The organism is Pseudochrobactrum sp. AO18b, from assembly GCF_000409565.1.
Taxonomy (GTDB): domain Bacteria; phylum Pseudomonadota; class Alphaproteobacteria; order Rhizobiales; family Rhizobiaceae; genus Pseudochrobactrum; species Pseudochrobactrum saccharolyticum.
The window spans coordinates 1-19,526 of sequence record NZ_ANNO01000309.1 but is presented as its reverse complement, the minus strand read 5'-3'; the positions used below and the strand labels follow the sequence as shown (position 1 = coordinate 19,526).

Here is a 19,526-nt window from a genome sequence, read left to right as displayed (position 1 = left end):
GGTCGCGCCGAGAATGATCATAGCATCCTGATCGACTTCTTCACGGATACGGGTAGCAGCTTCGTCAACTTCAAACAGTGTCATGTCACGGCCACCTGTGATCGAGATCAGCAGGCCGCGCGCACCGCGCATGGAGGTTTCATCCAGCAGCGGGTTAGCAATAGCGGCTTCAGCAGCGGCAATCGCACGACCGTCGCCGGAGGCTTCACCGGTGCCCATCATGGCCTTGCCCATTTCGCGCATAACCGAGCGAACGTCAGCAAAGTCAAGATTGATCAGACCTTCTTTAACCATCAGGTCGGTGATGCAGGCAACACCGGAATACAGCACCTGATCGGCCATCGCAAAAGCGTCGGCAAAAGTGGTTTTGTCATTGGCAATACGGAACAGGTTCTGGTTCGGAATGACGATCAGAGTATCGACATTCTTCTGCAGTTCTTCGATACCCATATCAGCCGTTTTCATACGGCGCTGGCCTTCGAAGTGGAAAGGTTTGGTGACAACACCAACGGTCAGAATACCTTTTTCGCGCGCTGCACGGGCAACAACCGGCGCCGCACCGGTACCTGTACCACCGCCCATACCGGCGGTTACAAAGCACATATGTGTGCCGTTCAGATGATCGATGATTTCATCAATGCACTCTTCAGCGGCTGCGCGGCCGACTTCCGGCTGCGAACCTGCACCTAGACCTTCGGTCACAGCTGCACCCAGCTGAATAATACGTTCAGACTTGGACATAGTCAGAGCCTGGGCGTCGGTATTAGCCACAACAAAATTTACGCCACGCAAACCGGCGTTAATCATGTTGTTGACAGCGTTACCGCCACCCCCGCCCACACCGAAAACGGTGATGCGCGGCTTCAGCTCGGTGATATCCGGCTTTTGCAGATTGATTGTCATCAGTTTCGTTCCTTTTGCCTTTCACCGCTTCGCCGCCGCGGTGCCGTATTCTGATTTATTTTTTTGTACGCATTTACCCCGGAAGGAACCGCGTTTTCATTTTGAAATTATCCGGTCATTTACCATGATTTGGCAAAAAGCCCAGAGTGTAATCGGGTCAGAAATAAAAAATCTCAAACCCTTGTTTCAAAACTGCTTTCCTTCAATTTTACTCCTCAGGAAAGCTGCAGCTCTTTCTTACTAAAAACTTGTTTTCAGCCATTGGCCGACCCGTGAGATACGTCCGCCGGAGCCGATAAGACGACCACCGGAGGCAGCACGAACAGACCGTTCTTCAATGCCTGCTACCTGCGGATAAATCAGCAGACCTACTGTTGCCGAGAATGCCGAACCTTTTGCAGCTTCCGGCAATCCCGCAATTCCTAACGGCCGCCCGATACGGACATTGCGCGCCAGAATACGGCGGGCAACTTCCGGCATACCGGTCAGCTGGCTTGCGCCACCTGTCAGCACAACACGCTTACCGACAATATGCCCCAGCCCCGAAGCATTCAGCCGGTCACGAACCAGCTCCAGTGTTTCTTCAACACGGGCACGAATGATACGGGTGAGAACTGAACGCGGATACTGGTTCGGCACATCACGATCGTCATCGCCGATCGGCGGAACGCTGATAAGGTCACGGTCATCGGCAGCGCTTGGCAGCGCCGAGCCATACATAACCTTGAGCCGTTCAGCATCTTCCATACGGGTGGAGAACCCGCGCGCCACATCCATTGTTACATGCATACCGCCAATGGCAATGGCGTCAGCATGGATAAATTTGCCTTCCGAGAATACGGAAATCGTTGTGGTGCCACCGCCCATATCGATACAGGCCGCACCCATTTCCGCTTCATCATCCACCAGAGCTGCCAGACCGCTCGCATAAGGGGTGGCGACAATCGCTTCAACCGAGAGATGGCAGCGATTGATGCACAATTCGAGATTGCGCAAAGGTGCGCTATCTGCGGTCAGTACATGCATATCAACGCCGAGTGAATCGCCCAGCATACCCATCGGATCGCGGATACCGCGTTCACTGTCGAGTGTGTAACCAATAGGCAGCGAGTGAACCAGATGGCGCTCAGCCTGCAGCGCCTGTTTAGCACCGGCAGCAAGCACACGGCGAATATCGGTTTTTTCTACTTCATGGCCGCCCAGATCAATGCTCGCATTAAAGGTTTCGCTTTTCAGGCGACCGGAAGAAATATTGACGATCAGCGATTCAACGGTCAGACCGGCCATACGTTCAGCTGCATCTACAGCCAGACGGATCGACTGCTCGGCAGCATCCAGATCAATCACCACGCCGGATTTAACGCCGCGGGACTTCTGATAGCCGATACCCAGCACATCCATACGATGCGTACGACCCGGCAGAAACGCGCTTTCATCCCGCGGGCGCAGACGCGCAATCACACAGGAAACCTTGCTCGAGCCGACATCAAGCACTGTCAGAAGCCGCGTACGGCGACCTGAAGAGGACGAACCGGAAGTGTTTTTTGCAGACCAGATACTCATACGCGCCTACCCGCTGCCGCTTTGGCAGCTTTTTCACGGTCTTTCAGCATTTTCTCACGGCTTTCCATGCCGGTCGGTGTGAGCTGTACAGTCACACGGTCATCCAGACGCATGTCGAGGCTGAGAATATCCCGACCAAGAATATTTTTAGTCCGCTGCAGGGTTTCAACCTCTGCCAGAGCACGCTTTACGTCCTGCTCAGGCAACAAAACCCGCACACCATTATCAAACAGCAGATCCCAGCGACGGTCAGAAACCCGCGCATAGGCACGCACCTTTGCGGCCAGATCAGGATAGGCTGCGACTGTTTCAATAAAAGCCTTACCGCGCTTTTGCGCACCTTCACCCACCACCAGCGGCAGCGAGGCATAACGGGAACCGTTCAGCGGAACGATCGGCTTGCCTTCTTCGTCTACCAGCAGCAAATCACGGCCGGACTGCCAGACTGCAAATGCCTTACGCTCCTGCAGGGAAACCACGACAGAGCCCGGATAGACTTTGCGGATTTCAACACCGGCGACCCAAGGCAATGTTTCAATCGCCTGACGTGCCTCATCCGCATTGAAACCGATCAGAGATGTCTCTCCGTCCAGTCCGAGCTTTTCAAGAATATCAATTTCAGAGGTTTCATTATTACCGGCAACGCTCACTTTCTCGATTGCAAAACCGAAAGTTGATGCCGTTGCTTTCACAACCTCATGCGTATGGTTACCGATGACCATACCGTAAATACCGGTCGCACTCAGAAAACCGATCATGCCGAAAGTGCCCGCATAACGCGGAACATTTACCCCGCCGCCGAACAAGCGCGAGGCAATACGGAAAGGCTTACGCAGAAAACGCGGAAGAACAAAAGCACCACCGTGCGAAAGTGATGTACGGGACATCATCGCATCACGATTACTTCTGTCAGATCTCGCCTTTATCGCATGCACGAGGCATCCTCCACCATCCAGCTCAACAACTCACCGAATGAATACCCTTCAGCCTTGGCAATATCCGGCACCAGAGAGGTCGGCGTCATGCCCGGCTGTGTATTCACTTCAAGCCAGATCAGCTCACCGTCACCGGAGCCGTTCTCATCAAAACGGAAATCGGAACGACTCACGCCGCGACATCCGATTGCCTGATGTGCCTGAAGTGCCATTATTTGTATTTTTTGGTAAATATTTGGTGAAATTTTCGCAGGACATTCATGCCGCGAGCCACCATCTGCATATTTTGAGTCATAATCGTAGAAGGAATGTGCCAGCGGAATGATCTCACACACACCAAGTGCGCGATCACCCATCACAGCGCAGGTTAATTCACGTCCGGCGACATAGCGCTCGACCATAACCTCATCGCCGTATTTCCACTCATCCGAGCCGAGAATCTGCGGCGGAGCACTCTGCCCTTCGCGCACGATCACCACGCCGAAGCTAGAACCTTCACGCACCGGCTTCACCACATAAGGCGGCTGCATCGGATGCTGATTACCGATATCAAAACGGTTCATCACGCGCGACGGCGCGACAGCCACACCGCCAGCACCGGCAACAAGCTTGGCGCGACCTTTATCCATTGCCAGCGCCGAGGCCAGCACACCGGAATGCGTGTAAGGAATTTGCAGATATTCGAGAATACCCTGAATGGCACCGTCTTCACCAAAAGGACCGTGCAATGCGTTAAACGCAACATCAGGCTTCAATTCAGCAAGCACAGCAGCCACATCGCGGCCGACATCAACACGCGTCACACGATAGCCCTGCTCTTCAAGCGCTTTGGCGCAGGCAGCACCCGAGGAAAGACTGACCGGACGCTCCGATGAAAACCCGCCCATCAAGACAGCAACATGTTTACCTGTCATTTTAACCATGTCCCCTCTGCCAGCAACGCTGATACACATAAAACAAAAACTCTGAGCCCGCCGGAGCTGAGCCGCATGTCGAACAGACACGCAAAACACATTAAAAATATTCCCTGGCACGCCGCACAATCAAAAAACTGAACCAAAATTCAGACAATCATACAGCGCTCCGGCGGAAGATTTCCGCAGAACCCCAAGGCAAAATTAACTTGCCGACCCAAATCACTAACGCTTGTTCACTATAAGAATCAGAGAGTTGATTCTATGGCAAGCCCTTACAAAAAATAACGACTGCAAGATCCGAATCAGATTCGGGTGAAACTACTGATTTATTATGGTTTTTTGATAATTAGTTTGTGCGGAAATTTATTTTAGCAAAATGCAAAGACAGGACTCTTGACAGGGGCAAATCACCCGCAAAACCGCGTAAAATGCCCCTCAAAAACAAATCACCGCTGCTCTCCCAAATCAGAGAAAACAGCGGTGACTTTACAGAACTTCAGCGGCCTTACCAAAAACAGAACGACCACTGCAAAAGCGCAAAAGATTAATCGAGAAATTCGGTGACTTCGCGTCCTTCGAGGAACTGGCCGAGACGGCGGATTTCCCAATGGAGATTGATACCGGAATTCGCACGCACTTTATTGCGCACAGTCTCGCCCAGCAGCTCCAGATCATAACCGGTGGCATTATCGCCGTTAATCATGAAATTGCAGTGCATATTCGACATATGCGCACCGCCGACAGTGAAACCACGGCAACCGGCTTTATCGATCTCTTTCCACGAAGATGTGCCTTCAGGATTTTTGAAGGTTGAGCCGCCGGTCTTCTCGCGGATCGGCTGCACAGTCTCACGATGGTTCTGCACTTCATCCATGGCAGCGCGGATTGCAGCCGCTTCGCCGCGCGGTCCTTCAAACAGCGCACTGGTGAAAATCAGATCTTTCGGCGCGGAACAATGACGATAGGCATAGCCCATATCCGCATTACTCAGAATGTGCAGATTGCCTTTACGATCAAGCGCGCGCACTTCGACAACACGTTCACAGGTTTCAACACCATTGGCACCGGCATTCATACGCAATGCACCGCCGATACCGCCCGGAATACCGTGATAGAAATGGAAACCGGCAATTTCAGCTTCAAGCGCTGCCGCAGCCACACGCTTGTCAGGCGTTGCCGTACCGGCACGCAGACGCGTATCCGACACCCGCTCAACCTCACCAAAGCCTTTGGCAGACAAACGCACCACAAAACCCGGAATGCCGCCTTCACGCACCAGCAGGTTCGAGCCGATCCCGACAGTCATCACCGGAATTTCTTCCGGCACATTTTTCAGGAATTCTGCCAGATCATCTTCATCGGCAGGCTGAAACAGAACTTCCGCAGGGCCACCGGCACGAAACCATGTGATCTTATCCATGCCGGAATTTGGTGTCAGGCGTCCGCGAATACCGGACAAAGATTTCTCAAGCTGCTTTAACAGCGCTTCACCATCAAGCTTTACAGCCATTTTCAACCATCTCTCTTAAATCGATCCAGACTTCAAATTTTCCGGATTGTAAGCATCGCAACAATTCGGATAAGGTCAGGAGAAAGGCGGCAGGATCAAGGCATTATCCCTGATCCGTACCGGTATTTTTTTAAGTCCGCTACATTTCAGTGTCTGAATCAAAAAGCGGCAGACGCAAGCGAAAATGGTGATTTTAGAGCATCCGAACGAAGCGTACATATTGTACGTGAGTACGGAAGCGGAGAAAATTGCCATTTGCAGCCAAGTCAGGCGACTTTTGGATCAGACACTCAGGCTGCGCTTGTACCACCTAATTGCTTAGGCAATGCGTATGCCCATTGCGTGATATTACCGGCACCGAGGAACACGACAAAATCGCCTTCCTGTGCCAGTGCTTTAATCGCTTCAGGCAAATGCGCAGGGTCTTCCAGATAACGTGCATCGCGGTGACCGGCAGTTTTGATCTTGCTGACCAAGGCTTCCGAGGTCACGCCCTCAATCGGATCTTCACCAGCGGTATAAACCGGCGCAATCATCACTGTATCCGCATCATTGAAGCAGGTGGAGAAATCGTCGAACAGGCTCGCCAGACGCGTAAAGCGGTGCGGCTGGGCAATCGCAATCACGCGCTTCGGCGCGGCTTCGCGGGCAGCTCTCAGCACAGCTTTGATTTCCACCGGATGGTGGCCGTAATCGTCAAAGATTTCAACGCCGTTCCACGAACCGGTATGCGTAAAGCGACGCTTAACACCACCAAAGCCCGACAGACCTTTGCGGATATCATCGGCAGTCAGACCAAGCTCATGCGCCACCGCAATGGCAGCCGTGGCATTGGACACATTGTGACGACCTGGCATCGGCAGACGCAGATCTTTGATCTCGACGACTTCGCCCTTGCGGTCGCGGATCACCACATCAAACACCGAAACGGCACCATCCATGCGATGATTGGAGAAACGCACATCGGCCTGCGGATTTTCACCATATGTAATAACGCGGCGGTCTTCGATACGGCTGATAAGTGCCTGCACTTCCGGATGATCAAGGCACATAACGCCAAAACCATAGAAAGGCACATTCTCAACAAACTGGCGGAAAGCCGCGCGAACATTATCGAACGAGCCGTAATGGTCGAGATGTTCCGGATCAATATTGGTGATAACCGCAATATCGGCAGGTAATTTGAGGAAAGTACCGTCGCTCTCGTCGGCCTCAACCACCATCCACTCACCCTCACCCATGCGGGCATTGGTGCCATAGGCATTGATGATACCGCCATTGATAACGGTCGGGTCAAGATGGCCGGCTTCCAGAAGCGTTGCAACCATAGAAGTCGTGGTGGTTTTGCCATGGGTACCGCCGATGGCAATTGCCTGACGGAAGCGCATCAGCTCGGCCAGCATTTCCGCACGACGCACGATCGGCAGCAGATTTTCCCGCGCTTCGACCAGCTCCGGATTATTCGGACGGATAGCGGTGGAAACCACCACCACATCAGCCTTGCCGATATTCTCAGCTTTATGACCGACAAAAACCTCAATGCCCTTGTCACGCAGACGCTGCACATTGGCGCTGTCAGCCTGATCTGAGCCCTGAACTTTGTAGCCCAGATTATGCAGCACTTCCGCAATGCCGCTCATGCCAATGCCGCCGATCCCGATAAAATGAACCAGACCAATATTCAGAGGCATTTTCATACGCGTTTTCCTTGCTTATAATCAGAAACAGACAATCCTGCTGCAATAGCCTCGACAAGATCAGCAAGCAACCGTGTTGCATCAGGACGACCGGAACTTTTTGCCCGCGCTGCCATATCTGCCAGCCGTTGCGGCTCGCTCAGCGCAGCAATCAGAATTTTTGCCAGTTTTTCCGGTTTCAGTTCTGCCTGACGGATAACCTCACCACCACCGGCCTTTGCCAGCGCCTCGGCATTGGCGGCCTGATCGTGGTCAAGGGCAAACGGAAACGGCACCAGCAGACTCGGACGGCCAATCGCTGCAATTTCAGAAACGGTAGAAGCGCCGGAACGGGAGAGAACGAAATGCGCCTGCGCCATCATCTCCGGCAGATTGCCGAAGAATGGCGCGACCTGCGCTTTAACGCCCAGTTTCTCATAGGCTTTACGGCAAATCACTTCATCTTCAGGGCGTGCTTGCTGAGTGACAAACAGTCGTTCACGCTCGTCAATCTCAAGCAGAGCAATCGCGGCAGGCACAACAGTAGAAAAATACTGCGCACCCTGACTACCGCCAAAAACCAGCAAGCGGAAAACATCCGGCTCTACCGAAGGCTTATAAGCCACATTGGTCTGCGCCAAAACGCTCGGGCGCACCGGATTACCGGTCTGCACCGTTTTAGCCGCATGAGTGCCGCTCTCTGCCGACAGGAAACCACCGGCAATCGCTGTCACACGGGCGGACAGACCTTTATTGGCACGCCCCATCACTGCATTCTGCTCATGAATAATGGTCGGAATATTCATGCGTGATGCCGCATAGAGCGGCGGCAGGGTCGGATAGCCACCGAAACCAACAACCAGTTTTGGGTTCAGACGGCGGAAAAGCTTGCGGCAATCGAGATTGCCCTGCCACAGGCTGTAAAATGTCTTCGCCAGTGCAATCGGATTTTTACCGGCAATGGTTGCGGAACGCACGACATGGACATGGTTTTCATCGAAACCGGAAACAAAACGCTGCGCACGTTTATCTGTCACCAGATGCACATCATAACCGTCATTTGTCAGTTCATGCGCGAGCGCCTCAGCAGGAAATAAATGCCCGCCGGTACCACCCGCTGCCAAAACGATAACATCTTTTGTCATCATCATCCGTTCTGTATTTTTTTAACAGGCAGTCCCGAATAATCATTCTCCGGAACTGCGCAATTCGTCTTATAATTTAAAGCACAGGAATACGTTCGCCCGCGCCTTTCAGCGAGGCAGACATACGGCGCTCAGGGTTTTGACGTGTCAGCGCCAGCAGGAAACCCATCGTAATTGCAATTGCCACCAGTGATGAACCGCCATAGGAAATAAACGGCAAGGTCATCCCTTTGGCAGGCATCAGATGCAGGTTCACAGCCATATTGATGATCGACTGGAAGCCGAACAAAATCACAATACCGGAAATGGCCAGACGCGAGAAAGCATCACGCTCTCTCATGGCAACAACAAGCCCGCGAATAACGATAAAGGCAAACAGCAGCATAATCAGAATACACAGGATAATGCCGTATTCTTCCGCAGCCACCGAGAAAATAAAGTCCGTATGACTGTCAGGGATAATACGTTTGATCGTCCCTTCACCCGGCCCCTGCCCGAACCAGCCACCGCTGATAATCGCTTCGCGGCCTGTATCAACCTGAAACGTGTCACCTTCACCGGTCATAAAGCGGTCAATACGGCCCGCCACATGGGGAAGGAATGTATAGGCACCCAAGCCCAGCACGACCGCACCGCCGCCAAAGACGACAATCCACATCCATGACATGCCCGCCAGAAAGAACATGGCACCCCAGCTCACAGCTGTCAGCGTGGTTTGCCCGAAATCCGGCTGTGCCATCAGCAGTGTTGCAACCAGACCGAACAGGATAAGCGCCATGAAACTGCCCGGCATATCGCCGCTGCGCTCCTGTTCGGAGAACAACCATGCACAAATCACCACAAAAGCCGGTTTCATAAACTCGGACGGCTGGATGGAAACTCCGGCCAGAGAGACCCAGCGCCGCGCACCTTTGACTTCAATCCCGAAAAACAGGGCTGCAACCATCAGCAACAGCGAAATTCCAAGCAGAGCCAATGCAAAACGGCGCACCAGACGCGGGCTGAGAAAGGACGTGCCGATCATAGCGATCAGCGCAGGGATCATGAAAAAGATCTGGCGCTCAACAAAGTGAAAGCTGTCGAGACCAATACGCTCCGCCACCGCAGGACTGGCGGCATAGGACAGCAAAATGCCAAGCCCCATCAGTGCCAGACAGGCAGCCAGAAAATAACGGTCAATCGTCCACCACCAATTGGCGACAGGGCCTCTGTCTACGCGGCTAACCATCAGTCTGCCCTCCCGATCGGTGCAAATCCCTGCAGCGTCATAACTTTATCGCGGAATGCTGCGCCGCGTTTTTCAAAATTCGGAAACTGGTCAAAGCTGGCACAGGCCGGTGACAACAGCACAACCGGCTCATCAGCCGCATCCTGTGCCGCATCCAAAGCTGCATGATCAATCGCGGCATCCAGCGTATGGCTGATTTCAAACGGCACATCATTGCCCAGAGTAGCCGCAAATTGCGCCGCCGCTTCACCGATCAGATAGGCTTTGGTAATGCGCGGGAAGAAAGTGCGCAGACTTTCAATGCCGCCGCTCTTCGGCAGACCGCCCGCAATCCAGTAAAGTTGCGGGAAAGACGACAGCGCAGGCGCGGTTGCTTCCGCATTGGTTGCCTTTGAATCATTGATAAACAGGGTTTTACCCTGATGGCCGACCTGCTCCATACGATGAGCAAGCCCCGGAAAACTACGCAGACCGGCGCGGATCTCGTCAAGGCTCAGACCGACAGTCAGGCAGGCAATGATTGCGGCCAAAGCATTTTGTGCATTATGCGCACCGCGCAGAGAACCGATACCCTCCAGCGACAACAGCAATTCAGCCTTACCATTCTGTGCCCTATAAATCTGTGCGCCCTGCGCATAATAACCGTCCCGCAAAACCTGATCTTTGGAGAAACGGATTAGCTTTTTACCAGCTTTTTCCAGCCGGTCAGCAATGGCAACACAATAAGCATCATCAATGGCGACAATCGCCGTATCACTGCCTGCAACCAGACGTTCTTTAATGGCGGCATAATTTTCCATCGTGCCGTGACGGTCGAGGTGATCGGGCGTCAGGTTCAGTAAAATACCCGCTGTCGGATTGAGTGAAGATGCCAGATCAATCTGATAGGACGAACATTCAACCACATAATTACGACCATCTGCCGGTGCTTCAAGCGACAGCACAGCAGTACCGATATTGCCGCCAAGCTGCATATCGCGACCAGTCGCTTTGATAATATGCGCGATCAGGGCAGTTGTAGTGGATTTGCCATTGGTGCCGGTAATGGCGACAAATGGCACATCATCGCCTGCAGCCAGCGCTGCATTGCGCTCACGGCAGAACAGTTCGACATCACCGATAACCGGCACCTGCGCCTGATGTGCCAGTTCCGCGCTCCAATGCGGCTGCGGATGGGTCAACGGCACACCGGGAGAGAGGATAAATGCACTGAAACCTGACCAGTCTGCCTCGCGCAAATTCTGTGTGAGAATGCCTTCCGCTACCGCACGGGCAACACTGTCCGGATTATCATCCCATGCCACAACCTTCACGCCACCGGCGATCATAGCTTTTGCCGTTGCAATACCGGAACCGCCAAGGCCAAACAGCGCAACAGTCTTATCTTTCAGGGTCAGGGTTGGGATCATGATCAGGCCGCCAGTCGACAATGCGTTCAGTCAATAATGTAAAAACAACTTCGCCGGATTATCGCTCCGGCATCTTTATAAACAATGAAGCTGCCCGTATTACGGGCAGCCTGATTATTGTAGTCTTAACGTAGTTTCAGCGTTGAAAGGCCGATCATCGCCAGAATAATCGCGATGATCCAGAAGCGGATCACGACCTGACTTTCAGTCCAGCCTTTTTTCTCAAAATGGTGATGAATCGGCGCCATCAGGAACACACGCTTGCCGGTCAGCTTGAACCAGCCGACCTGAATAATCACCGACAGTGCTTCCATAACGAACAGGCCGCCGATGATTGCCAGCACGATTTCGTGCTTGGTCGCAACCGCTACCGCACCCAGCATACCGCCCAGCGCAAGCGAACCGGTATCACCCATAAAGATCGCGGCAGGCGGAGCGTTGAACCAGAGGAAGCCCAGACCGGCACCAATCACGGCACCGAGAATAACAGCCAGCTCACCAGTACCCGGTACAAAATGGATTTGCAGGTAATCAGCAAAAATCGCGTTACCCGACAGATAGGCAATAAAGCCGAAAGAAGCCGCAGCAACCATCACCGGCACAATCGCCAGCCCATCAAGACCATCGGTAAAGTTGACCGCATTACCAGAACCAACCATGACAAAAGCGGCAAAAGGAATGAAGAACCAGCTCAGATCCAGCAACATGCCTTTCAGGAACGGGAATGTCAGCGAGGACGAAAACGGCTCCTGACCGGTGCGCATGATGACATAGGCCGCAATTGCAGCAATGATGAACTCAAGTCCGAGACGCGCCTTGCCGGAAAAACCTTTATCCGACTGTTTTGTCACTTTCAGATAGTCATCGTAGAAACCGATAGCACCGAAGCTGATTGTTACCAGCAACACAACCCAGACATAAACGCTTTTGAGATTGCCCCAGAGCATGACCGAAGCCAATGTTCCGAACAGGATCATCAAACCGCCCATGGTTGGCGTACCGGCTTTCTTGAAGTGAGTCTGAGGGCCGTCAGCACGGATCGGCTGACCGCGCCCCTGCCGGACGCGCAGACTGTCAATAATGCGTGGCCCAAGTAAGAAGACCAGCAAAGCTGATGTAATCAGTGCACCGCCGGTGCGGAAAGTAATATAGCGGAATACGTTGAAAAACGACAGATGATCCGCAGCATTGGCTAATAACATCAGCATCGGGTGAATGCCCTTCAGGTCGGTATCGGCACTTTAACACATCGCATTACACAAGAAATGCAGTGCTTAGTTCCTGTTATTCTTTAGCAGCCAACTATGACTGTATATGGAAAATCCGGTTTTATACTTTGCGCATAAAACCGGCCTGTTTATTCTGCGGCCTCAGAGACGGCATATTTTTTCAGCAACGCATTGACGATTTTCACAAAGCCGATCGACTTTGACGATTTAATCATCACCACATCTCCGGGACGCACTGCTTTGACTACAAGTGGAAGCAGTTCGTCAACGCTTTCCCGATACTCAACCTGAATTTCTGCAGGCATTGCGGATTTCAGGGCACTCATATGCGCGCCGCCGATGAAAAGCATATTCACATGCGCATCCACAATCGGGCGTGCCAGATCACCATGCAGCTTGGAAGATTGCTTGCCCAGTTCCAGCATATCGCCAAGCACTGCAATGCGCCGTCCCTTCTCGATCCCCTCGCCTTGCGGCTCAGTGGACTCAAGCAGTGATAGTGCCGCGCGCATGGATGCCGGATTGGCATTATAGCTTTCATCAATCAGCGTGAATGTACCGTCACCGTGACGCAGACGATATTGCGCACCGCGTCCGGCCTCAGCCTGCAGACTTGCCAGCGCCAGCACAACTTTCGTCATATCCGCGCCAACCAGATGTGCAGCCCCCATCACCGCCAGCATATTCTGTACGATATGCCGGCCGGGAGCACTGATCTTCACAGCCGCTTCCTGACCGCCCAGAGAAACCGTGATGCAGGAGCAATCCGTCTTCATCACCAGATCACGCAGTTTGTAGGTTGAACGGGCATTTTCACCGAATGTGGTGATGTGCTCAATACCGGCAGCAGTTGCCAGCGCTTCCAGCTGTTTGAAGCGTTTGTCATCCCTGTTCAACAGCGCATAACCGCCAGGTAGAACACCTTCGAAAATCTCTGCTTTCGCAACGGCAATTTCTTCGAGATTAGCAAAATGCCCCAGATGCGCAGGCGCAATCAGCGTAATGACAGCCACATGCGGCTGAACCATTTTCACCAGCGGGCGAATTTCATCATGATGGTTCATGCCGATTTCAAAGACACCATAATCGGTATCTTCCGGCATCCGTGCCAAAGTCAGCGGCACACCCCAGTGATTATTGAAAGAAGCAGCAGAAGCATGAACCTTGCCGCAATCAGACAGAACATGGCGCAGAGCTTCTTTGGTTGTGGTTTTGCCCACAGAACCGGTAACAGCAATGATCTGCGCTTTGGAGCGTGCGCGGGAAGCAATGCCAAGACGGGTCAGTGCGGCCAGCACATCATCCACCACAATCATCGGCACCTGTAATTTGCCCAGAGCAGGCAAACGCGCTTCGGTCACAACCAGCAGACCTGCTCCGGCAGCCATAGCAGCGGTTGCAAAATCATGCCCGTCAAACACATCACCTTTAATCGCGAAAAAGGCTTCACCCTTTCGCAGCGTGCGGGAATCGATCGAAATACCGGTAATACCTTCAGGAAGGTGGCCGACCGGCCGCCCTTCCATCGCTTTTACCATGTCAGACGATTTCCAAAGCAAATCACTCATTTAAAACGCGCCTCAAGCGAGCGGGCAACTTCTGCATGATCGGAGAATGGCAGCGTCACATCATTGATGGTCTGCCCTTCTTCATGCCCCTTGCCCGCAATAATAACTGTATCGCCTGCCTGTGCGAGCAGCACAGCATGGCGGATAGCTTCATGACGGTCACCGATTTCCAGTGCATCCGGTGCCGCAGCCAAAATTTCAGAGCGGATAGTAGCCGGTACTTCCGAACGCGGATTATCATCAGTGACAATCACCACATCGGCCAGACGGGTGGCGATTTCCCCCATGATCGGGCGTTTACCCTTGTCGCGGTCACCACCGCAGCCAAATACTACGATCACACGACCGGTGGTAAACGGGCGAACTGAAGTCAGCACATTTTCCAGCGCGTCAGGCTTATGGGCATAGTCCACATAAACAGGCACGCCATCTTCAGTCGAACCAACCAGATCCAGACGACCCGGCGCACCTTTCAGACGCTCTAATGCGCGGAAAGCCGCATCCGCAGGCACACCGGAAACAATTGCCAGACCGGCTGCAACCAGTGCGTTCGCTACCTGAAAATCACCGGCCAGCGGCAAAGCAAATTCGTAAATCTTACCGGCATGGCTCAGCTCAACATGCTGACGATGGCGCTCGTGTTCCACGCGTTTCAGCGTAATGAAATCGCCTTTACGGCCAACGGTTTTCACATCAGAACCGGCTGCAACAGCGGCTGCAATCGCCTGTGGTGAAAAGACATCATCCGCAAAAATAATCGCCGGAGCACCTTTTGGCAGCAGCGTATCAAACAGGCGCATTTTTGCACCTAGATAATCTTCAACCGTCGGATGATAATCCATATGATCGCGGCCGAGATTGGTGAAGGCTGCGGCTGTCAGCTTCACGCCGTCCAGACGGCGCTGATCCAACCCGTGCGATGAAGCTTCCATACAGGCATGGGTCACACCTTCATCCGCCAGTTCTGCGAGAAGCTTCTGCAGCTCCACAGGATCGGGCGTTGTCAGTGAACCATATTCATTCCGTGTCGGGGAGAAAACGCCGGTCGTACCGATGCTTGCTGCCGCAAAACCTGCATAGGCCCAAATCTGCTGGGTGAAGGAAGCAACGGAGGTTTTGCCGCTGGTACCGGTAACAGCAGTCATAATCTGCGGTTGTTTACCATAGAATTTTGCAGCAGCCATTGCCAGCGCATGGCGCGGGTCTTTGCTGCGCAGCACCGGCACAGTGATGCCCTCGGCATTCATGTCTTCATCCGCCAGAATTGCAACTGCACCGCGTTTGACAGCATCAGCCACATAGGCCGAGCCGTCATTTTTCACGCCTTTCAGAGCCGCAAACAAGCTGCCCTTCTGTACCTTACGGGAATCGGAACTCAATCCGGAAATCTCAGTCTGCGCGACTGAGTCCGTCATATCATTTACATAGGCTGCGATATCTTGAAGTTTCATGCCATTCAGATCCCGATTTTGAATTCATTTCATGTGACATAATAAGTGCTCAAGGCATTATTACGTCACATTGATCCCCTGCTCAGATCAGTCATTCTCATAAGCTGCCAGAATTGGTGCATTATCTTGCGCAAAATCAGGCGACACACCCAGGAATGATGCTGACCGGCGGATGATATTTGCAACCATTGGGGCAGCATTGAGTCCGGCGGTCGCAGAAAGTTTGCCTTCCTCCGGTTTTGGCTCATCGATAATGGTCAGAACCACATAGGTCGGGTCATCCATCGGGAATGCAGCAAGAAACGCATTAAAACGGACATCTTTGGAATAACGGCCGTTAATAACCTTTTCCGCTGTACCGGTTTTACCGCCAACGCGATAGCCCTTTACCTCAGCACGACGACCGGAACCGATCTCGGAATTGAGACGATAGAGATAACGCATATCATCGCTGGTTTTAGGCTTCAGAACCTGCGTGGCAACAGCATTGGCCTCGTCTTGTGTGCGTGGCAGGAATGTCGGCGGAATGAGCTTGCCGCCATTGACCAGCGCCGCAGCAGCAACGGCCGTCTGCAAAGGTGTGGTCATCATACCGTGACCATAGGAAATGGTAATGGAGTGTACCTTCTTCCACACGCGCGGTTCAACAGGACGCGCAACTTCCGGCAATTCGGTCTGCATTCGATCCAGCAGACCGACGCGCTTCAGAAACTCGCGATGGCCTTCAATACCAATCGCATCAACTTCTTTACCCGAACCGATATTGGAGGAATAAATAAACACTTCCGCCAGTGTCAGCCAGCGGGCTTTACCGTGGAAGTCGCGGATGGTCTGACGACCGATCGTAATCGGGCGGGTCGCATCAAACTTGCTTTCCAGATTAAACTTACCGGAATCCAGAGCCATCGCTGTGGTAAAGCTCTTAATTGTCGAGCCCATTTCATAAGTACCGGCAGACATCCGGTTCAGACGGTCTTTCTCCAGCGCATTATACGGATTATTCGGATCAAAATCCGGCACCGAAGCCATAGCAACCACTTCACCGGTCTTGGCATTCAGCACCACGGCTCCGGCAGCAATCGCACGATATTTTTCAACAGCGCGCACCAGTTCGTCGCGCATAATATGCTGCACACGCAGATCAATCGACAGGCGGAACGGCTCGAGATTATCAGGCTGGGCAAGGCCTGCCATACGCAGATCGCTTAAGCCCTGACTGTCGATATATTTTTCCATACCGGCAATGCCCTGATTGTCGATATTGACCAGACCGACAATATGAGAAGCCGTTGGCCCGCCCGGATAGAAACGGGATTTCTCTGTGCGAAAGCCGATACCCGGCACACCCAGCGCCATAATCTGGCTCTGCTGACGCGGTGTCAGACCGCGCTGAATCCACACAAAGCCCGCACCGCTTTTCAGACGGCGATAGGTGCTTTCCCAGTCAAGATTAGGCAGAACCGTTGCCAGCAGTTCCAGAGTTTCGTCCGGATCGGCAATCTTTTTCGGCTCGGCATAGAGCGAAGCGGTTTTAATATCCGTCGCCAGCACTTCGCCATTGCGGTCAAGAATATCCGGCCGTGCTGCAAGCGTGCTGGCCGCACCGGCGCGATAACCTTCATTATCGCCACCCTGCATACCGTAATAAACAAGACGGCCGCCAATCACCGCATAAATACCGACAAAGCAGGAAATCGCCATAATCAGACGATTACGCGCACGGTTTCCGTGTTTTTTGCGGTTTCCGGCAAAGGCAACACTGTCATTGAGCGGAGACGTGGCAATGCCGCGCTCACTCTCGAGCGCGGCACTGTCAAATTCAGGTGCCTGCCCCAGAACCGGAGCATCATCTGATGAGGACTTTTTATTTTTACGCCGGAACCAGCTGCTTTTTCCGCTCATGGCCGCACTCCCGGAACCACAACACGCATCGGTGCCGCATTTGAAACCGCACCGGCCGGCGCAGTTTGCGCAACACTGCCTGTGCTCATCGTATCAACAGATGCTATCAGATCGGCACTGCCACCGATCAGTTTTTCAATATCATCAGCCTGTTTCATCGGAATATCATCGAACAGACCGATCTGTGTCACATCAACCGGCTGCAATTTCAGCTGTGACTGATAAATATCAGACAAACGCTGCAAACGGTTCGGCTGGGTCATCAGGCTCCAGTCGGCTTTCAGCAGATTGATCGTGTCTTTTTCAAAGGCGATCTGGCGCTGAATTTTCTTGATCTCAACCACCTGCTTTTCAGCATCATGTTTGATCTTATAGGTCACGGTTGCCGCCACCAGCATGACTGCGATCAATATAATATCTATAGTTCGCATCATGATGATTTCCTCTTCGCATTATCAGTTTCTGGCAGAACAGGCAGAGTTGGCAGGCCGAAAATACTGTAATCCGCTTTAAGCGGCGGATATTCTGTGCGGATACCGGCGCGCAGCTTGGCCGAACGCGCACGCGGATTGCGTTCCGCCTCCTCCTCGCTGGCACCCACTGCCCCTTTGACCGCAGGCGTGAAACTGCCCTGACGCATATGCGCTTCCGGCAAATGGCGCGAGCCGCCGCCGCCCGCACGATCTGCAAAAAAGCGTTTCACAATACGGTCTTCCAGCGAGTGGAATGTCACAACAACCAGACGGCCGCCCGGCTTCAGCGAGCGTTCTGCAGCAATCAATGCACGCGCCAATTCACCCAGCTCGTCATTCACATAAATACGCAGCGCCTGAAAAACACGGGTCGCCGGATGAATACGGTCTTTCGGATGACGCCCGACCAGCATCTCAATCGCATTGGCAAGATCACGGGTGCGGCTGAACGGTTCGCTCTCGCGGCGTTTTTCGATCATGCGCGCAATGCGTCCGGCATGACGTTCCTCACCGAGAAAATTAAAGATGCGTGCCAGATCGCCCATTTTATACTGGTTGACCACATCAGCGGCGCTCAGGCCCTGCGAGGACATGCGCATATCCAGCGGCCCGTCTTTCTGGAAAGAAAAACCGCGATCCGCCTCATCAATCTGCATCGAGGAAACACCGATATCCAGTACAACACCGTCAGGCTGCACATCGCTCAGCACATCTTCCATCTGGGAGAAGCGTGCCTGCACCAGACGCAAACGTCCCTGATATTCTGCAACCACCGCCTGTCCGGCAGCAATTGCATTCGGGTCGCGGTCAATGGCCAGAACTTCGGCACCGGTTTTGAGAATTCGTTTTGTGTAACCGCCCGCGCCGAAGGTGCCGTCCACATAAAGCTTACCGGCTTCAGGCTGCAAAGCGCTGACAACCTCTTCCAGCATAACCGGAATATGGCGGGAATAGTCTTCATGCTCTGATGCGCCCGCCGGAGTATCAGCGTGCTGTGTCAGTTTGTCTGCCTGCGCTTCCGGAACCATAATTTCCTTCGGTCCTGTCATTGTTTTGCTTTCTTCAGCGGACCCAGCGTGAGAACGGCAGATCCTTGCCCGCCAGCGGTTAAACCGCGGCTGCAGATTTCAGCATTTTGCATACCGGCCAATGCCGGATGCAGCACAAAATGTCTGGAAACTGAACAAAGTCTGGACGCAACAAACTGCATTAAGAAATACCACCGGGGTAAGGTAGGCGTCAACGCAGGCGCAAAAACTGCTCCAAACGTTGCCATATTATCGATTTTTGCGACTGCGCAGCCGGCCGGACACGCAATACGCCGTGAATAAATTTATCCAATATTAATATTAAGGAAGGGTTATTATACGGGCACAGTTATGATTTATCAGCGGTTAAAATGGCGCTTTGTGCAGCACTTATGCCGAAATAATTTAAACAGAATTGTCAGCCGGTCTGTAAGCCGGGTTCTGTATGGCCGGACTGTTTCCAGCCCGACGCGGCAGCCATTCATCTGGGACGGATGTCGCCACCCGCCTCTTGCAACCCACCCGGACGGCTATCCGGAAACTGATTACCAGACCGAAGCCTGATGCGCCGTCCCTATTCGGTCTTGCT

At 53.1% G+C, this 19,526-nt stretch carries 15 protein-coding genes; all 15 read right to left on the bottom strand.

Annotated features, from left to right (window positions below; translation table 11 throughout):
- On the bottom strand, positions 1–903 hold a 903-nt coding region (gene ftsZ, locus A918_RS0112375; RefSeq protein ID WP_022711372.1), incomplete at its 3' end, for a cell division protein FtsZ.
- Positions 904–1,143: 240 nt separating this feature from the next.
- The gene (ftsA, locus tag A918_RS0112370; RefSeq protein ID WP_022711371.1) at positions 1,144–2,466 is read right to left on the bottom strand and encodes a cell division protein FtsA; all 1,323 of its coding nucleotides are present in this window, start codon (positions 2,464–2,466) and stop codon (positions 1,144–1,146) included.
- Positions 2,463–3,401 carry an FtsQ-type POTRA domain-containing protein gene (locus A918_RS0112365; protein WP_370627075.1) on the bottom strand — a complete coding sequence of 313 codons (939 nt, stop codon included), beginning with the start codon at positions 3,399–3,401 and terminating at the stop codon, positions 2,463–2,465. The genes ftsA and A918_RS0112365 overlap by 4 nt, the downstream gene beginning before the upstream one ends.
- Positions 3,389–4,315, bottom strand: coding sequence for a D-alanine--D-alanine ligase (locus tag A918_RS0112360; protein ID WP_028233740.1), 927 nt, complete (start codon positions 4,313–4,315; stop codon positions 3,389–3,391). The genes A918_RS0112365 and A918_RS0112360 overlap by 13 nt, the downstream gene beginning before the upstream one ends.
- 547 nt (positions 4,316–4,862) lie before the next feature.
- A complete protein-coding gene (murB, locus tag A918_RS0112355; protein WP_033316097.1) occupies positions 4,863–5,828 on the bottom strand; it encodes a UDP-N-acetylmuramate dehydrogenase in 966 nt (321 codons plus the stop codon).
- 290 nt (positions 5,829–6,118) lie between these two features.
- Positions 6,119–7,525: a UDP-N-acetylmuramate--L-alanine ligase gene (murC, locus tag A918_RS0112350; RefSeq protein WP_022711367.1), complete on the bottom strand. Its 1,407-nt coding sequence runs from the start codon at positions 7,523–7,525 to the stop codon at positions 6,119–6,121.
- A complete protein-coding gene (gene murG / locus A918_RS0112345; protein WP_022711366.1) occupies positions 7,522–8,649 on the bottom strand; it encodes an undecaprenyldiphospho-muramoylpentapeptide beta-N-acetylglucosaminyltransferase in 1,128 nt (375 codons plus the stop codon). Before murG ends, murC begins: the two co-directional genes overlap by 4 nt.
- Positions 8,650–8,725: 76 nt before the next feature.
- Positions 8,726–9,877: a putative lipid II flippase FtsW gene (gene ftsW, locus A918_RS0112340; RefSeq protein WP_022711365.1), complete on the bottom strand. Its 1,152-nt coding sequence runs from the start codon at positions 9,875–9,877 to the stop codon at positions 8,726–8,728.
- On the bottom strand, positions 9,877–11,286 hold the full coding sequence (gene murD / locus A918_RS0112335; protein WP_028233738.1) for a UDP-N-acetylmuramoyl-L-alanine--D-glutamate ligase: 1,410 nt from the start codon (positions 11,284–11,286) through the stop codon (positions 9,877–9,879). The genes ftsW and murD overlap by 1 nt, the downstream gene beginning before the upstream one ends.
- Positions 11,287–11,411: 125 nt before the next feature.
- Positions 11,412–12,494 carry a phospho-N-acetylmuramoyl-pentapeptide-transferase gene (gene mraY / locus A918_RS0112325; RefSeq protein WP_022711362.1) on the bottom strand — a complete coding sequence of 361 codons (1,083 nt, stop codon included), beginning with the start codon at positions 12,492–12,494 and terminating at the stop codon, positions 11,412–11,414.
- A 149-nt stretch (positions 12,495–12,643) separates the two neighbouring features.
- Positions 12,644–14,083: a UDP-N-acetylmuramoylalanyl-D-glutamyl-2,6-diaminopimelate--D-alanyl-D-alanine ligase gene (locus tag A918_RS0112320; RefSeq protein ID WP_022711361.1), complete on the bottom strand. Its 1,440-nt coding sequence runs from the start codon at positions 14,081–14,083 to the stop codon at positions 12,644–12,646.
- Entirely contained in the window at positions 14,080–15,534 is a 1,455-nt protein-coding gene (locus tag A918_RS0112315) for a UDP-N-acetylmuramoyl-L-alanyl-D-glutamate--2,6-diaminopimelate ligase (protein WP_022711360.1), read from the bottom strand. The genes A918_RS0112320 and A918_RS0112315 overlap by 4 nt, the downstream gene beginning before the upstream one ends.
- An 87-nt stretch (positions 15,535–15,621) precedes the next feature.
- Complete coding sequence (locus A918_RS0112310) at positions 15,622–17,436, bottom strand: penicillin-binding protein 2 (RefSeq protein ID WP_022711359.1); 1,815 nt, start codon at positions 17,434–17,436, stop codon at positions 15,622–15,624.
- Positions 17,433–17,870 (bottom strand): hypothetical protein, encoded by a 438-nt coding sequence (locus A918_RS20355; protein ID WP_022711358.1) that lies wholly within the window; start codon positions 17,868–17,870, stop codon positions 17,433–17,435. Before A918_RS20355 ends, A918_RS0112310 begins: the two co-directional genes overlap by 4 nt.
- A complete protein-coding gene (rsmH, locus tag A918_RS0112300) occupies positions 17,867–18,958 on the bottom strand; it encodes a 16S rRNA (cytosine(1402)-N(4))-methyltransferase RsmH (protein ID WP_022711357.1) in 1,092 nt (363 codons plus the stop codon). The genes A918_RS20355 and rsmH overlap by 4 nt, the downstream gene beginning before the upstream one ends.
- Between the last annotated feature and the right edge of the window lie 568 nt (positions 18,959–19,526).

Excerpts from the sequence above, each read along its gene's own strand:
- ftsA (WP_022711371.1), bottom strand. The coding sequence starts at position 2,466 with ATGAGTATCTGGTCTGCAAAAAACACTTCCGGTTCGTCCTCTTCAGGT.
- A918_RS0112360 (WP_028233740.1), bottom strand. The coding sequence starts at position 4,315 with ATGACAGGTAAACATGTTGCTGTCTTGATGGGCGGGTTTTCATCGGAG.
- murB (WP_033316097.1), bottom strand. The coding sequence starts at position 5,828 with ATGGCTGTAAAGCTTGATGGTGAAGCGCTGTTAAAGCAGCTTGAGAAA.
- murC (WP_022711367.1), bottom strand. The coding sequence starts at position 7,525 with ATGAAAATGCCTCTGAATATTGGTCTGGTTCATTTTATCGGGATCGGC.
- murG (WP_022711366.1), bottom strand. The coding sequence starts at position 8,649 with ATGACAAAAGATGTTATCGTTTTGGCAGCGGGTGGTACCGGCGGGCAT.
- ftsW (WP_022711365.1), bottom strand. The coding sequence starts at position 9,877 with ATGGTTAGCCGCGTAGACAGAGGCCCTGTCGCCAATTGGTGGTGGACG.
- murD (WP_028233738.1), bottom strand. The coding sequence starts at position 11,286 with ATGATCCCAACCCTGACCCTGAAAGATAAGACTGTTGCGCTGTTTGGC.
- mraY (WP_022711362.1), bottom strand. The coding sequence starts at position 12,494 with ATGCTGATGTTATTAGCCAATGCTGCGGATCATCTGTCGTTTTTCAAC.
- A918_RS0112320 (WP_022711361.1), bottom strand. The coding sequence starts at position 14,083 with ATGAGTGATTTGCTTTGGAAATCGTCTGACATGGTAAAAGCGATGGAA.
- A918_RS0112315 (WP_022711360.1), bottom strand. The coding sequence starts at position 15,534 with ATGAAACTTCAAGATATCGCAGCCTATGTAAATGATATGACGGACTCA.
- A918_RS0112310 (WP_022711359.1), bottom strand. The coding sequence starts at position 17,436 with ATGAGCGGAAAAAGCAGCTGGTTCCGGCGTAAAAATAAAAAGTCCTCA.
- A918_RS20355 (WP_022711358.1), bottom strand. The coding sequence starts at position 17,870 with ATGATGCGAACTATAGATATTATATTGATCGCAGTCATGCTGGTGGCG.
- rsmH (WP_022711357.1), bottom strand. The coding sequence starts at position 18,958 with ATGACAGGACCGAAGGAAATTATGGTTCCGGAAGCGCAGGCAGACAAA.